Raw genomic sequence first — 14,536 nt, forward strand, 5'->3', positions numbered from 1 at the left:
ACCGACCCGCGGTGGATCGCCATCGTACGGAAGCGGGCGATGAGGCCCTCGGTCATGTCCATGGAGACGGCGATCGCGGCCCCGATCACGGTGCTGCCGATGGTCATCATCAACAGGCCCGGGACGATATAGGCGATGTAGTCGGAACGGTCGGCGCCGCCGCCACCGATGCCCGCGCTCATCACGTCGCCGAAGATGTAGACGAAGAGCAGCAGCAGCATGACCGGCGTCAGCAGCAGGTTCAGGGTCAGCGACGGGTAGCGCCGCGCGTGCAGCAGGTTGCGGCGCAGCATCGTGGACCAGTCGCGCACGGCGAGGGAGAGGGAGCTCATCGGACGGCCTCCTTGGGCTCGTTGGGCTGGCTCGGCACGGTGGAGCCGGTCAGGGCGAAGAACACGTCGTCGAGGTCGGGCGTGTGCACGGTCAGCTCGTCCGCCTCGATACCGGCCGAGTCCAGCCAGTCGAGGATGGAGCGCAGCTCGCGCTGGCTGCCGTCGCTGGGGATCTGCAGCGCCAGCGCCTCGTCGTCCCTGGTGACCTCACGCAGCGCGGAGGCGGCGGACTGGTAGGCGGCCGGGTCGGTGAAGCGGAGCCGGACGTGCCCGCCCGGGATGAGCCGCTTGAGCTCGTCGGCGCTTCCCTCGGCGGCGATCTTGCCGTCGTTGAGCACGGCGATACGGTCGGCGAGTTCGTCGGCCTCCTCCAGGTACTGGGTGGTGAGGAAGACGGTGACGCCGTCGGAGACGAGCTCGCGGATGATCTGCCACATGTTGTGGCGGGAGCGGGGGTCGAGGCCGGTGGTGGGCTCGTCGAGGAAGATGATCCGCGGGTTGCCGACCAGGGTCATGGCGATGTCGAGGCGGCGCTTCATGCCGCCGGAGTAGGTGGAGGCGGGCTTCTTGGCGGCGTCGACGAGGTCGAAGCGCTCCAGCAGTTCGGCGGCGACCCGCTGCCCCTCGTGCTTGGACAGGTGGTGCAGGTCCGCCATGAGGAGCATGTTCTCCTCGCCGGTGATCAGGCCGTCGACGGCGGAGAACTGCCCGGTGACGCCGATCGCGGCGCGCACGGCCTGTGGGTCGGCGGCCAGGTCGTGGCCGCCGACGTGCAGGTCGCCGGCGTCGGCGGTGATGAGGGTGGAGAGGATCTTGACGGCGGTGGTCTTGCCGGCGCCGTTCGGGCCGAGCAGGGAGAAGACCGTGCCGGCCGGGACGGTCAGGTCGATACCGTCGAGCACGATCTTGTCGCCGTAGGACCTGCGCAGCCCGTTCGCCGCGATGGCCAGGTTGGTCATGAGGGGAGCTCCTTGAGGCTCAGAGGCTGCGGGCGGTGATGTCGCCGTAGGCGGTGGTCGCGTGGATGTCGAGTTCGGCGGTGCCGTCGTTCTTGAGGGCGTTGCTGACGCGGCCGTAGTCGGTGCCGGCGTCCAGGGCGGCCGAGACGCCGGCGGCGGCGGCGACCGAAATGTCGCCGGACTGGGTGCGCAGCACGACCGTGCCGCGCACGGCCTCGGCGATTCGGATGTCGCCCCGTGCGGTGCTGATCTCCGCGGGGCCGCCCAGCCGACCGACCTCGACGTCGCCGTCGGTCGCGGTGAGGCGGACGCTCGCGGCCTCGTCGATCTTGATCTGGTGGTACGCGCCTTCGAAGGTGACGTCGCCGAGGCGTCCGACGCCGCGGAGCTCGGCGCCGGCGGCCTTGGCCTCGATGCGGGAGCCGGCGGGCAGCTGGATGGTCACCTCGATGGCTCCGGAGGGGCCGAAGGCCTGGTTCTTGGCCGGTGCGGCCTCGAGTCGCAGGACGCCGTCGGCGTAGGCGACGGTGGTCTGCTCAGCGGTCTTGGTGTCGCGGCTCTTGGAGGGGTTGGCGGGCAGGACCTCGACGGTGGTGTCGGCGCGGTCTGCGGCGATGAGCTGGATGCGCCCGGCGGGGATGTCGAGGACGGCGGAGATCGGGGCGGGGGTGTCGAACTTCTGCCTCGCGGGCTCCTGCGACTCGTTGTTTCGGACGATGGAAAAGCTACGTTGCGTTCAATGTTCTGGCAACAAGCATGTTGCGATGAATCTCCATCAGTGCAGGTGAAAGCCAAGAAAGTGTTGCAATGGTCTCGAGGGTAATGCAACGGCCTTCGGCCTGAGCGTTGCAATAAATTGAAGCTGAACGCTATGGTGGAGGCACGCAAGGAGTACGAAGGAGACCGCGATGCCCGGAGGCAGACTCACCCAGCAGGAACGCCAGCAGATCGCGCTGGGACTGGCCGACGGCCTCGCCTACGCCGAGATCGCCCGACGCCTGGACCGCCCGACCTCGACGATCACGCGTGAGGTGATGCGCAACGGCGGCCCCACCGCCTACCGCGCCGACCTGGCCCACCGCGCCACCGAACGCCGCACCCGCCGACGCAGGCAGACTCCGCCCCAAGGGTCGGAGCCGGCCCCCCAGCTGCACGGGCGTGACGCCGAGGCCGTGCGCGAGTACGAGGAGGTGTTCACCACCGTCCTCATGGCTTCGGGCATGCCCAAGATGATGTCCCGGGTGATGGCTTGCCTCACCCTCACCGACGCCGGCAGCCTCACCGCGTCCGAACTCGTCCAGCGCCTCCAGGTCAGCCCGGCGTCCATCTCCAAAGCGATCGCGTTCCTCGAGAGCCAGGGCTTCGTCCGCCGGGAACGCGACGAACGCCGCCGCGAGCGCTACGTCGTCGACGACGACATCTGGTACCAGTCGATGATCGCCAGCGCCCGGTCCCTCGCCCAGGTCATCGAGACCGCACGGCAGGGTGTCGGCATCCTCGGCCCCGACACCCCGGCCGGCGCCCGCCTCGAGAACACCGCCCGCTTCCTCGGCTTCGTCAGCGAGAGCACCATCCGGGCCGCGGAGCAGGCCCGCGAGGTTCTCCACACGAAACCCGAAACGCCCTCGGGCGCCACTGCCGAGCCAAGTTCAGGTCGCGGATAGACGGCCGTCTCGACGGTCACAGCCAGTGCTGCCCGCGCCGGATCCTTCCACCTGGAAAGACAAGCTGAGTGCCGGGTAATCCACTTGCCCGCCCCCGCCCGCCTCCCTACCGTCGCCTGCATGGTTGACGCGATCTTCGGGCACCCGCGACTGGCCGCGATCTACGACGTGCTCGACTCCGACCGCAGCGACCTCGATGCCTACCTCGGCATCACCCGGGAGTTCGCCGCACGCCGGGTGCTGGACATCGGCTGCGGAACGGGCGTCTTCGCGCTGCTGCTGGCCGACCACGGCATCGAGGTCGTCGGCATCGATCCCGCGCAAGCGTCCCTTTATGTCGCCCGCGCGAAACCGGGCGGCGACCGCGTCCGCTGGATTCACGGCGACGCGACCGCGCTTCCACCGCTCCAGGCGGACCTCGCGACGATGACCGGCAACGTCGCCCAGGCCATCGCCGACCCGCAGGTGTGGCGGGCAACCCTGCGGGCGGCCCACGCCGCCCTGCAACCGGGCGGACACCTGGTCTTCGAGACCCGCGACCCGGCCCGCCGCGCCTGGGAGGAGTGGAACCGTGACGCCACCCACCGCGTCACGGACGTCCCCGGCGTCGGTGCGGTCGAGAACTGGGTCGAAGTGACCGACGCCGACGGGCCGTTGGTGACCTTCCGCTGGACTTTCGTGTTCGCGACGGACGGCGCACGCCTGACCTCGGACTCCACCCTGCGGTTCCGCTCACGCGAGGAGGCGGAGGCGGATCTTCTCGACGCGGGCTTCACGGTGGACGACGTCCGCGACGCTCCCGACAGACCCGGGCGGGAGTTTGTGTTCGTGGCGCGCAAGCCGGGTGGCGCGCAGCGGATACGACGGTGAGTGGTTTTCGGTCGAGCGCTCCAGCGTCGCGTCCGGTTCGAGGTCGGCCTCCCGCTTGCCCCTGTCCGAGGACGCTGGATGGACCGAGGAAAGGAACTGCCAGGGCTGCGGCGAACGGCTGAGGCCGACCCGCGGCCGTGTTCTGTTCATCGGCCTGTCGGGCCAGGCAGTGGCGCCCGCTGCGTGACAGAAGCAGACCAGGTCACCGACGTGCACGAGCGAGCAACGCCGCATGCGGCAACGTCAGCACACCGTCCTCGTCAGCAAACTCTGTGCTGAATAGGTCGAAGTGGCGCTTGATCTCGGCGCGGATCCGGGGGGTCTGGCTCTGCACCATCTGACCGCCGAACGCCACTCCACTCGCAGGTCCGCTCCACCACTCGTCGGCGCTCGCGCGGTGATCCCAGCGCAAGGTCTCGCACACCGCCGCGCGCAGCCCTGCCGCATTCATCAGTCCAGTCAGGCCGCTCTCATCACGGGGAAACTCTTCGTCAGGGGCCAGTCCCGCAGGCAGGTGTGGTGGACGCACCGCACCTGCGGCTTGGATCGCGTGGCCGATCAAAGTTTGTCCCGCGGCCGGCGGCACCGCCCATATCGTCAACGCGATCCAACCGTTGGGCTTCACGACACGGCGCAGCTCGGCCAGGGCCACCTTGGGCTGGCCCATGTGGTTCAGCACGAAGTTGGCCACGACGGCGTCGAACTCTCCGTCGGTGAACGGGAGCTCAGGAAGAGCGGCCATGCGCACGTCGGCCGCAGGTGCGGCCTGCTTGGCCAACTCGACCATGGTCGACTCCGCATCCACGGCCGTCACCGTCGCACCTCGGGCAAACGCGGCAGCAGCGACCGTCCCCGGCCCAGTCCCTACATCCAGCATTCGCGCGCCAGGCCCTACCTCAGCGGCATCGAGCAACTGCGGCACCGGATAGGCGCACAGCCTGGCGAAGCTTCCGGCATAAGCGGCACCCTGGCCCGCCCATATGAGCCGCTCACTCTTGTCGAACGTCGTAATCGACATCAGCCCTCTCCCCAACCTCAGCCAAGATCGATGTGTTGTCACGACCCTAAGCTTGTTGTTTTAACCTCGCCGGGTCACCTGACCTGCTGATCTTGGCTTCTTCGTGAGACAGCAGGGCGGCCGTTCTTCACGCTTCGAGGTGCCGAGCAACGTCGCGTGAAGGAACGGCCGCTGTGGGAGGGCGTCAAGTCCGTTTCTGGTAGATGCCGCGTCCGGGTTGGATGAGGAAGCCTTGGCGCGTGAGGCGTCCGAGGCGGCTTCGGGTGACGTTCAGGGCCGGGTCGTCGGTGGCGACCACCGGCCGGGCAACGCCGCCTCGCTCCGGCGTCCACCTCGGCACCCTCTACCGCCGCTGGGGCGGCGTCGACGGCATCGTCCTCGACGTGGTCGGCGACCGCCTCGCATCCCGCTCGCCCGTGCCCGACACGGGCGACTTCACCCCCGACATGGAGACCTACGCCCGTCAGGCCGCCGACGAACTCTCGGGCGCCGACGGCATCCTCTTCCTACGGGCCCTCGTAGCGGTCCGCCTCGGCAACGACACCGAGGACGAGTTGCCTCCCATTCTGGCCCGCCGTTTCGACGAGATGCAGGCCATGCTCGACCGCGCCCGCACGAGGAGCCGACGTGCCCAGCGCACAGGACGTCTTCGAGGTCATCATCGCCCCCTCGTCGCCGGCCTTCTATTCGGCATGGAACCCAGGGCACCGACGCGGCCGCCTACCTCGTCGGCCGCTTACATCAACTCACCAAGCACAAGGCCGTCGACTAATCCGGGGGCATTATGCTGCTCGTGACTCAACTGATGACGTGCGAGGTGCCCTTGAGCAGGCTACTGGATGTTTTCGAGACCGTGGTTTCTCCAAGTTATCGCATCTTTGGGCTGGTTGATACGAGTGTCGATACGTATGCACCACATGCGGATCGCACGAATTGGCTCCTTTCCGCCCCTGGCATGGTCTATCTACAGGTGCCGCCCCAAGTAATCCGGGCGTCTGTGCGGTTGGAGAGTTGGTCAACCGTCCCTCCGGCAAGCGATGCTGAGTGGTCCGGTGCGGAGGACGTGGAGGTGGAGCTTCCCGGCGGCGACCTCGCGCTGGAAACCATCGACGGGGGGCAGAAAGAAGTCCCCTTGATCCTGCCCTCGTCCGGCCTGTACCGGATGCGATGGCAGTGGATATTCAATCGCGCAGGCGGGCCTTTCACCTCTCCGTTGGCGGGACGCCGGGAACCCTTGCCCATGCCGCCGGGGCACGAAGAGAAACTGAATGGCGCAGATCAATACTGCCTGGTCCAGATCTGGCGCACAGCCGCCAGTGAAGAGACTGAGTGAAAGAAATGCGGGGCCGGTCTGGTGGACCGGCCCCGCATGATGACCATCTCAGACCAGATGTCCCGGTCAGTCGCCGATGACGACTATGAACGGGTCATGGCTCAGGATCCGGTCATTGTCGTACCAGGCGCCGAGACGCCGCCCGGCTTCTTGATTCTCGTCCGAGTCGATGTAGCGGACGGAGAAGTCGTCGCGGTACGGATCACCCTCGTACTGGTAGCGCGCGGCCCCCTGGTAACTGGAGGCGAAGGGGAATTCGTCGCAGTCGCGCTGCTCTCCCGCCGTGGGTCGACCCGGGACGGCGGCGTTGTTGCACGTGGAGGAGACGACGGAGCGGTTGGCGTCGTAGCGTGCCTGCTCGCTCGGTCCGAAGCCCGGTACGAGGCGGTGCATCGGGTTCAAGGCACTCCCGCCGGGCAGATTCTTGTCGCTCTTCGTCGGGTAAGTGCTGCCCGGGTCGTCAAGAGCGTCGCCGATGTGGTCCGCGACCGCGGCTACCCCGATGTACGGCTCCACGGGAGCAGTGGCATCGGAATTGTCGCTCCGGTCGTAGCGCAGGGCTGGTGTGGCATCGGGGAAAACAGAACCCGCCTTTGCTCGTACGTTGTAGGCGGCGCTGTCGAAGCGAATTTCCCCCTGCTCGCCCTCGGAGGGTATGACCTGGGAGTAGCCAGGGATCGTGAACTTGAGGACCGGGGTGAACAGGCCCGTGGCGATCTGATCGCCATGGGCGACATCGGGCAGCTTGGGCGCCAGTGACCACAGGTCGAACTTTGTGTCGCCGTTGTACTTCCACTGGCTGGGTGAATCACTGCGGCCGGTATAGACGCCAGGCTGGCAGGCGTCCTCTGCCGTGGGGTCGCCCGGAACTCCGATGTCCCAGTCTCCCTCGCACTCCAGCTTCGCTTCCAACTTGGCGCCGACCTGGTTGAAATCGCCGCTGGATATGAAGACATCCACATTGAAGTCGAATTCGGCGAACCGGGTCAGCGTGCTGCCGTTCAAGCCGCCTATCTGGCCTCGGCCGATAAGGGTGTTGGTCGAGATGAAGGTGCCTTGCAGATAGCAGCCGGGGGGCCACCACCCACACTTGATCGCCGGCATGACCGTCAAGGTCTCCTGGCAGTACGAGAAACGGTTCTTGATCCACCCGGCTGTGTTGTCCGAGTCGTCAGCGTTGTGGCATTCGTCGACGTCGGCGATGTATTCGTACGGATCCTGGCCGTTGTTCTCGGGCTTGCGACCGCGGTTGAATCGCTGGCTGGGAACGGTGTACGTGCGCTCCCAGGCAGCCTTTGTCCCGACAGTCGGCGCCTTTGTCGTGCCAGGCGCCGCCTTTGCCGCGGCAGGCTGCTCAGCGGACGGGCCGGTGCGCGGCTTGATGCCGAGCGCTTCCAGATTGCCGTCCCTGTTCAGGACTTGCTCAACCTGGGCGGGGTCGGCGATCAGCGCGGGATCGTTGATCGTGTAGGTGTCGCCGGGCTGAAGATTGGTGGGAACACCGGCGGCGGCGGTCTCCACGACGAACGTCCGCCACGGGGACCAGCCCAGGTTGTAGTGGGTGCCGTCGTAGGCGTTGGTGCGGAACTTGTACATCTTGCCGTCGACGAGCTGCCCGTCCGGGACCTGCACGGTCGCCCACTCGCCGGGCGTGACGAAGTCGGAGACGAGCACGCCGTCTCCGGCCGGCGTGGTGATCGGCGTGTTGGTTTCCGCGTCGTAGACCTGGAAGCTACCGCTGACCTTGTCGCCGTCCGCGTCCGCGAACGTGTCCCTGAGCGTCGGCGTGAGGGTGTTGACACCCCACACATCGTTGTAGGTCTTGAAGGGCGGACCAGCCTGCTGCGCCGTGCCGTCGGAGGGACGGTAGTTGTAGGTCACGGTCAGCTTCGGCTGGTTCGTGGTGGCGTTGCCGGAGTTGACGCGTTTCCAGGCGCGGGTGTCGTCGGTGGCTGCGCGCAGGCCCATGTAGCCGCGGGTCGCCTTCGCCGAGGCCCAGGTCTGGACGAGGGTGTCGACGTCGGCGTTGATCCAGCCGTCGGGCTGGGTGCCGGTGCAGCTGAGGTTGCCGCGGGTCTGGTTGGAGGAGTGGTACTGCTGGTTCCAGGTGGGCTGGTTGGTCCACCGGGAGGAGGTGGATGCCTGGGTGGTGTCCCAGATCGTCCACTCCTGGTTGGTGCAGTCGGTGTTGCCGGAGTGGAAGTTCCACAGCGCCAGGTTCGTGTCGATGATCAACGCGTCCTGGATGGGCGTGGTGTTCCAGTGGATGAAGGACCGGGCCACGCGGGTGGTGCCGTCCGGGTTGGTGGTGCCGGGGTTGCCGAAGTCGAGTTCGGTGTCGGCAGACCAGTCGACCGTTTCGCCGCGCTGCACGTAGGTGTCGAAGGTGGAGGCCAGGGCGGAGGTCGAGGGGTCGACCGTGACCGGGTACTGGGTCTTGGGGTCGGCGAGGAAGTCCGCGCTGGGCGTGACGACCAGGTCGATGCGGCCGGTGCCCTTGTTCACGACCTTCATGGCGACGCGGGCCCGGCGGGTGTGCTCGCCGGACCGCTTGTCCACCGAGGCGTCCCACATGACCGGGGCGGGCATCGTCGCGCGCCGTTCACCGGTCTCGGCGTCGGTGAACGTCACCGACCCGTCCTTGTTCGCCTTGGCCTTCAGCCCCTTGGCCTTGACCGGCAGTGTGTAGGAGTAGGCGCCGGAGGGCTTCTTGTCCATCTCCACGTACTGCTCGAAGCCGGTCCGCGTGGCCTCGACGATGACGTCGGCGCCGGGCACAGCCTCCCGGTAGCGGGCGGTGGTGCCGTTCAGCTCCGGCGCGGGAAGACCGCCCTTCCACTGCAGCGTCACCGCCTGGTCGCCGCTGCCGAGGGTGACGAGATCGCGCGGGGCGGCGTCCTTGGCGGCGGCCAGCGAGCGCGGCGCGGTGCCGCCCTTGCCGGCCAGGCGCAGCCCGTTGGGGTGCTCCTTGGCCTTCACGGTTCCGTCGCCGGCCCTGGTCAGGGTGGCGTCGACCTTGCGCCACTTGCCGGCCCGCCAGACCCGCTCGGGCCCGGAGGTCAGCTCGGTGGTGAGGGTACCGTCGGGGTTGGCCACGGTGTAGGAGGTGGCCGTCGTCTCGTCGTGGGCGACGACCTTCTTGCCGGTCTTCTTCGCCTCGAGGATCGCCCACGCCTTCGAGCCCTTGGCGTGCCGGGCCGCCCCTTGCGTGTCGACTTTGTGGATCTCCGATTTGGACGGCTGGGAGGCCTTGGCCGGCTCGCTGGTCGCCTCCGCGGTGCGCTCCGGGACGGGAGCCGCGGCGGCCTGGCCGGTGGCGGCGATGCCGACCTCGGCGGTCAGCAGCAGTGCGGCGGCTGCCGCGAGCCGGTTGCGTCTTCTGCGTCTTGGCGTGGTGGGTTGGGTGGATGGATACACGAGGTGCCGTGTCCTTCCCGCTAGGTCAAACTCAAACGCTTGTGCGAAAACCGCACGGGCGGCAGAACTCTAGGCAGGAAGATCAACACCCATGGAGCTGATTTCAGGACGTGCGGATTCCGTTCAACTTCCCTGGCGGCAGGCGCCCTTGGTGGCAGGGGGATGTGTATGCCCAAACGTCGGATGGATCACAGCGGGCGCTCAGGGCGACGGGCCGCGGGGCGCACCGCGGCGAGACGAAATGGTGCCGACACGGATACGGCCCCCATGGCCGCTGTGGCTGAAAATCGAGCTTGCGGAGAAGCTGCCGGGTTCTGAGAGGGTGTCAAGTGGTTCTGGGAGTGAGTTTTGGCCCCACCTACGGGTGAGCGGTGGCCCCAGTGACCTTGGCGCGAAAGGCGTTTGAGCGAGTTTTGGCCCCACCCGCGGGATTGTGGTGGGAGGATCGGTGTGCTCCTGCCGCGAGGAGGCAAGGATGCCGCCGAAGACCAAGGTCGAACTGTTCGCCGCGATCCGCTGGGACTCCCGGATGGCAGGGCTGTCGATCCGTGCTCTGGCACGCAGGTATGGAGTTCACCTGCGGACGGTGCGGGAAGCCCTGGCTTCCGCGTGGCCCAAGCCCCGCAAGAAGATGCCGCCCAGAAAGTCCCGGCTGGACCCGTTCAAGAACGCGATCGACGACATCTTGCGGGCCGACCTCGATGCCCCGCGCAAACAGCGGCACACCATCAAGCGGATCTACGACCGGCTGATCGCCGAGCACGAGATGGAAGGCATCTCCTATGCCACGGTCTGCGATTACGTCGCCTGGCGGCGGGTTGAGATCCGCGTGGAGGAAGGCCGGGATCCGCCCAAGGTCAACCACGGCTGGCTGGAACTACGCAGCCTGCGCAGGCTGCTTGCCTCCACGCCGCTGCCCCGCGCCGCCGACGGGCGGATCGTCCTCGCGGTCGATGTGAGTAACTGGCTGCGGCCCGACGCCCCCACCAGTGCGGAGTTGCTGTTCTGCCACGTCTACGGGCGAGGCCGCAGCGCGGATCAGTTCATCCCCGGCTGGCCCTACTCCTTTGTCGCGGCCCTGGAGACCGGGCGCACCTCGTGGACCGCCGTGCTGGACGCCGTCCGGCTGGGGCCGGTGGTGATCAGCGGTGCCATGCGGCCAGGTGGCCGGACATGGACGCGTCGGGCCGGGCGCCGCGGAGTTCGTCGATCTGCGTGCCGCCCATGGCGATGACCAGTACGGCGATGCCGACGAGTACCTGCAGGCAGGCGCTGACGACGGCGCGGAGCCGGTACAGCAGTGCTGCGGTCAGCAGCATGACACCGCCGGCGATGCCTACGTACAGCCAGTTGGGGGTGAGAGAGATGTCGGAGTTGTCCGCTCCGGGATCGAACGGCTTCCAGCCGCTGTAGTCGATGCCGAGCAGGAAGGCCGCGACGGCCCCGATGCCGTCGAGGACGAGCAGCCCGGCGGCCAGGGCGATGTCCCCGGCGAGGGGCAGCCACCGGCGTCCGGTTCGCGGGGACGGCACGTTGTCACCGCGGAACTGCGGCAGGCCGGAGGGCCTTGGAGAGGCGGGGTCGGTCATGGGCGCAAATTTTCCTCGAAAGCAGGACCGGGTCCTGAGTGCAGGTACTCAGGACCCGGCGTTGTGCGGACGTCAGCCGTGGATCAGAGGCGAACCGAGGAGTTCCTGGGTGATGGCGCCCTTGCCGTCGTAGACGATCGTCGTGTCCGTCGACCACCACAGCTCGCCGCCGTAGACCGTGGACGGCGCGACGCAGGTGTTCGGCTCCACCAGGAACCACGAGTAGTTGTCGTTGACGAGCTTGGTCCAGTCGCACGTCTTCGACGTGACGACGTGGTCCTCGCTGATCTTGGTCAGTCGCTCCTCGATCCGCGTCGTGATCTTGAAGCTGGTGAACCGCTTGGAGTTGTCGACGGCCTGGTTGTTGATGATCTGCCAGCTCATGACCGACTTGCCGACACTGACAGTATTCTGGGGACGTGGTCCACAACGCGATGGTCCTCGCGTCGGCGTTCTCGCACGCGGCATCCGAGGGGGCCCAGGCGGATGAGGCGCGGTGGCTGTTGTTCGGCGGTTGCGTCGTCGCAGCCGCCGCACTGCTGGTCAGCGTCGTGTTCTTCCGGGCGTACCGCAAAAGCGACGCCGGCATCCTCGATACAGCCTGCAGGATCGCCGGCGACATCGCAGCGTGGGGGATGTTCATGGCGTTCTTGGGTGGAGTGGGCTTGCTTTTCGAGGTGCGAGGGGCACCAACTCCCAGCACCAGCACGTACCTCGTCCTGCTCGCCACGACAGCCGGAATCGCCGTCGTCCTGGCCGCATGTCTGGCACTGACCTTCGCTCCGGTCTCGAACGGCCGTGAACGAACAGGGCAGCCTCTGCCGCAGTTTGTCGCCGGGTACGCGCTTGTGGTGGATCTGGTCACCGCAGTGATGGCGGCGCTGGGTGCGCTGGGCGTCACCCACCTGAGCTTGATCGAGACCGTGGCCTGGGCACAGGTCGGCGTCGGACTTGCCCCGCTCACTGTGGGGTTCATCCTCCTGTTTGTGTTCCTGGTCGCTTCTGCCTAGCCCTGTCCCTTCAGTTGAACCGCACCGGCCCCCGCGGTGTGTCCACCGTGAAGGACAGACCCACCGGGCCCTCGGCGAGGGTGAGTTCCGTGTCCAGGGCGGTCAGGAGGGGACGGAGCCGGGCCGGGTCGGGGGTGGTGGCCGAGAGGGCCAGCAGGGGAGTGGTGGGCAGATCCGACGCCGTGGGGTGGGGTGAGGCGCCCCAGTCGATGAGGAAGGGGACCAGGCCCGAGGGGTGGGCGGCCACGCCGTCGGTCAGGCGCCACTGCAGGAGCGTGCCGTCGGGGGTCCGACGGCTCATCGGGAGCGGCGGGCCGGGGTCGTACCCCCGGGCGCGGGCGGCCGCGATCGCCGCGTCGAGGTCGGGAGGGCTGATCGCCCAGGTGAGCGTGCGCGGTCCCGGCAACTCGTCGACGCCGAAGGGGCGCGGCACTTCGGGAGTGGACTGTTCCGGGTCCGGCCCGATGATCTCCAGGTAAGCAGTTCCGCCCAGACCGACCAGATAGTTGCGGGTCCCGAGACCGACATGCGTGCCGCCGACCGCCGGTGCCACACCGGTGCGCCGGGTGAAGTCGGCAACCGTCGCCGCCAGATCGGGCGTTGCGAGGACGAGATGGTCCAGGTGTGCCGGAATCGTGTTCATCGTCACCGAGGCTACGCAACCTCCGCCCAACTGTGGAACACCTGTGCGGCAGGATGGGCGCATGATGCGTTCCGTACGTGCGCTGCCCCTGGCGGCCCTGCTGATCCCCGTGCTCCTCACCGGCTGCGGCACCGAGAAGGAGCCCGCCGACCCGGCGGAAATCGCCTCCCGCGCCTCGGCGTTGGGCATCGCGCCGGAACATGTCTACGTCACCGAAGCGGACGGCTTCACCCTCGCCCAGCAGTCCGTCGGCGTGCACGGCGGCGACGGCTTCTCCGCCGTCTACGTCTCACAGCAGGCCGGCGCGCAGATCCAGCTCACCGTCGACCGGGGCACCGTCACCTCTGCCAACTGCCCCGACTGCGCGCGCGACGGCGACGCCTGGTTCCGCAGCACCGGCGACCAGCGCGAGTACGCCGTACCGAAGGACGGCCACGTGCTGCGGGTCGGCGGCGGTCCCGGCGTCTCCCGTGACGTGTTGCGGGAGGCCGCCCTCGGCGCCCACCACCCGTCTGCCGCCGAACTCGACACCCTCCTGCCGGCCGCCGCCCCCGACGCCACGGAGCCGGTGGAACGCGGTGACCTGCCCCCGGTAGGCGACGGCGCACCCAACAACGAGGTGGGAGCGGGCGGCTGACCGAACTGACTCAACAGCCAGGGTTGTTGGCAACTTTCAGGAAGGCGGTCCAGGCGGAGGGGGCGACGGTGAGGTGGGGGGTGGCGGGGGTTTTGGAGTCGCGGATGTGGATGGCGGTGGGCTGGAGGGCGACTTCGATGCATGCGCCGCCTTCGCTGCCGCTGTAGCTGGACTTGAACCACTTAAGCGCCGTGCCGCTCATTGCTCTCCCAGAAGACGGTCCAGCAGGTCCCTCGTGTCCTCGATGGTGAGGGCCTGTGTCCGCAGCATCGCATACTTCTGATTGAGGATCGCCACTTCATTCGGGTCAGCGATCAGCTGGCTGCCGCGATGCGTCTCGGTATAGGCGAGCCTCTGATGCTCGGGGGTCTCCAGCAGGATGAAGGGTCCGTCGAGCCCGGCGTGCGAGGTGCGTCCCAGCGGTAGGACCTGCAAGGTGAGACCGGGCAGGTCGGCGTACTCCCGCAGGTGCCGCAGTTGTTCGACGTATACGGCCCGCCCGCCCAGCCGGTCTCGCAGGGCCGCCTCCCAGGTCACGAAGCTCGTCATCGGCGGCACCCTGCGGTGCAGGACCTCGCGCCGCTCGATGCGTGCCGCCACCAACTGCTCGATCTCGTCCTCGTCGTAGACCGGTACGCGGCTGCGGAAGACCGCCCGTGCGTACGCTTCGGTCTGGAGCAGTCCCGGAATCACCTGGCTCTCGTACCACGAGATGGCGACAGCTTCCCGCTCCTGATCCAGGTACTCCTCTGCCCACATCGGCACGAGATCCACCTCCGGCATCCTGCTCAACGCAGTCGACAACGCGCCTTTGGTCTCCAGGAGTTCATCGAGCTGCTCGGCGAGATCCGGCTTCAGCGGCCGTCGGCCCTGCTCGATCGACGCGATCTGCTGTTCGCCGACGACGAACCGCTCACCCAGTGATTTCTGCGTGTAGCCAGCGGCCTCGCGATAGAGGGCGAGCAACGCACCCACCATCTTCATCGCCGAGGCGTTCTTCCGTGACCGTCGTGACCGTGTTGTGGTGCCCATGCGGTCCAACTCCCCACCCGCGCGCGTACGTT

At 67.7% G+C, this 14,536-nt stretch carries 16 protein-coding genes and 1 pseudogene; 7 read left to right on the forward strand and 10 right to left on the reverse strand.

What is annotated here, in order from left to right; translation table 11 throughout:
- From ACTWQJ_RS14285 to ACTWQJ_RS14295, 3 genes are all read right to left on the reverse strand, one after another.
- A partial coding sequence (locus tag ACTWQJ_RS14285) for an ABC transporter permease (RefSeq protein ID WP_443307004.1) occupies positions 1-332 on the reverse strand: 332 nt, incomplete at its 3' end.
- Complete coding sequence (locus ACTWQJ_RS14290) at positions 329-1,291, reverse strand: ATP-binding cassette domain-containing protein (RefSeq protein WP_443307005.1); 963 nt, start codon at positions 1,289-1,291, stop codon at positions 329-331. The genes ACTWQJ_RS14285 and ACTWQJ_RS14290, both read right to left, overlap by 4 nt.
- A 19-nt stretch (positions 1,292-1,310) precedes the next feature.
- The gene (locus tag ACTWQJ_RS14295) at positions 1,311-2,009 is read right to left on the reverse strand and encodes a DUF4097 family beta strand repeat-containing protein (protein ID WP_443307026.1); all 699 of its coding nucleotides are present in this window, start codon (positions 2,007-2,009) and stop codon (positions 1,311-1,313) included.
- A gap of 190 nt (positions 2,010-2,199) precedes the next feature.
- Here ACTWQJ_RS14295 and ACTWQJ_RS14300 point away from each other — a divergent pair, with 190 nt between their 5' ends.
- Together ACTWQJ_RS14300 and ACTWQJ_RS14305 are read left to right on the forward strand one after the other, a co-directional pair.
- A complete protein-coding gene (locus ACTWQJ_RS14300) occupies positions 2,200-2,955 on the forward strand; it encodes a helix-turn-helix domain-containing protein (protein WP_443307006.1) in 756 nt (251 codons plus the stop codon).
- A 120-nt stretch (positions 2,956-3,075) separates the two neighbouring features.
- Positions 3,076-3,825, forward strand: coding sequence for a class I SAM-dependent methyltransferase (locus ACTWQJ_RS14305; RefSeq protein WP_443307007.1), 750 nt, complete (start codon positions 3,076-3,078; stop codon positions 3,823-3,825).
- Between the two features lie 202 nt (positions 3,826-4,027).
- On the opposite strand, the gene ACTWQJ_RS14310 is transcribed toward ACTWQJ_RS14305, so the two are convergent.
- Positions 4,028-4,837 carry a class I SAM-dependent methyltransferase gene (locus ACTWQJ_RS14310; protein WP_443307027.1) on the reverse strand — a complete coding sequence of 270 codons (810 nt, stop codon included), beginning with the start codon at positions 4,835-4,837 and terminating at the stop codon, positions 4,028-4,030.
- A 269-nt stretch (positions 4,838-5,106) separates the two neighbouring features.
- Between ACTWQJ_RS14310 and ACTWQJ_RS14315 the strand changes: the two genes are divergently transcribed.
- Complete coding sequence (locus ACTWQJ_RS14315; protein WP_443307008.1) at positions 5,107-5,640, forward strand: hypothetical protein; 534 nt, start codon at positions 5,107-5,109, stop codon at positions 5,638-5,640.
- Entirely contained in the window at positions 5,637-6,176 is a 540-nt protein-coding gene (locus tag ACTWQJ_RS14320) for a hypothetical protein (protein ID WP_443307009.1), read from the forward strand. The genes ACTWQJ_RS14315 and ACTWQJ_RS14320 overlap by 4 nt, the downstream gene beginning before the upstream one ends.
- A gap of 66 nt (positions 6,177-6,242) precedes the next feature.
- Here ACTWQJ_RS14320 and ACTWQJ_RS14325 read toward each other — a convergent pair whose 3' ends face one another.
- On the reverse strand, positions 6,243-9,593 hold the full coding sequence (locus tag ACTWQJ_RS14325) for a DNRLRE domain-containing protein (protein WP_443307010.1): 3,351 nt from the start codon (positions 9,591-9,593) through the stop codon (positions 6,243-6,245).
- Between the two features lie 856 nt (positions 9,594-10,449).
- Between ACTWQJ_RS14325 and ACTWQJ_RS14330 the strand changes: the two are divergent.
- A pseudogene (locus tag ACTWQJ_RS14330) lies at positions 10,450-10,728 on the forward strand (transposase); the annotation flags it as partial.
- A gap of 7 nt (positions 10,729-10,735) precedes the next feature.
- Here ACTWQJ_RS14330 and ACTWQJ_RS14335 read toward each other — a convergent pair.
- The gene (locus ACTWQJ_RS14335) at positions 10,736-11,182 is read right to left on the reverse strand and encodes a DUF6234 family protein (protein WP_443307011.1); all 447 of its coding nucleotides are present in this window, start codon (positions 11,180-11,182) and stop codon (positions 10,736-10,738) included.
- Between the two features lie 72 nt (positions 11,183-11,254).
- A complete protein-coding gene (locus ACTWQJ_RS14340; protein ID WP_443307012.1) occupies positions 11,255-11,566 on the reverse strand; it encodes a hypothetical protein in 312 nt (103 codons plus the stop codon).
- 35 nt (positions 11,567-11,601) lie between these two features.
- On the opposite strand from ACTWQJ_RS14340, the gene ACTWQJ_RS14345 reads away from it, so the two are divergent.
- Entirely contained in the window at positions 11,602-12,192 is a 591-nt protein-coding gene (locus ACTWQJ_RS14345) for a hypothetical protein (RefSeq protein WP_443307013.1), read from the forward strand.
- Positions 12,193-12,202: 10 nt separating this feature from the next.
- Here ACTWQJ_RS14345 and ACTWQJ_RS14350 read toward each other — a convergent pair whose 3' ends face one another.
- Positions 12,203-12,835 (reverse strand): VOC family protein, encoded by a 633-nt coding sequence (locus ACTWQJ_RS14350; protein WP_443307014.1) that lies wholly within the window; start codon positions 12,833-12,835, stop codon positions 12,203-12,205.
- A 61-nt stretch (positions 12,836-12,896) separates the two neighbouring features.
- Between ACTWQJ_RS14350 and ACTWQJ_RS14355 the strand changes: the two genes are divergently transcribed.
- Complete coding sequence (locus ACTWQJ_RS14355) at positions 12,897-13,472, forward strand: hypothetical protein (RefSeq protein ID WP_443307015.1); 576 nt, start codon at positions 12,897-12,899, stop codon at positions 13,470-13,472.
- A 10-nt stretch (positions 13,473-13,482) separates the two neighbouring features.
- Here the strand turns inward: ACTWQJ_RS14355 and ACTWQJ_RS14360 are convergent, their stop codons facing one another.
- Both ACTWQJ_RS14360 and ACTWQJ_RS14365 read right to left on the reverse strand, forming a co-directional pair.
- Positions 13,483-13,674 carry a DUF397 domain-containing protein gene (locus tag ACTWQJ_RS14360; protein ID WP_443307016.1) on the reverse strand — a complete coding sequence of 64 codons (192 nt, stop codon included), beginning with the start codon at positions 13,672-13,674 and terminating at the stop codon, positions 13,483-13,485.
- The gene (locus ACTWQJ_RS14365) at positions 13,671-14,504 is read right to left on the reverse strand and encodes a helix-turn-helix domain-containing protein (RefSeq protein WP_443307017.1); all 834 of its coding nucleotides are present in this window, start codon (positions 14,502-14,504) and stop codon (positions 13,671-13,673) included. Before ACTWQJ_RS14365 ends, ACTWQJ_RS14360 begins: the two co-directional genes overlap by 4 nt.
- Positions 14,505-14,536 lie beyond the last annotated feature (32 nt).

The organism is Streptomyces sp. KR55 (assembly GCF_052245645.1).
Taxonomy (GTDB): domain Bacteria; phylum Actinomycetota; class Actinomycetes; order Streptomycetales; family Streptomycetaceae; genus Streptomyces; species Streptomyces flavusporus.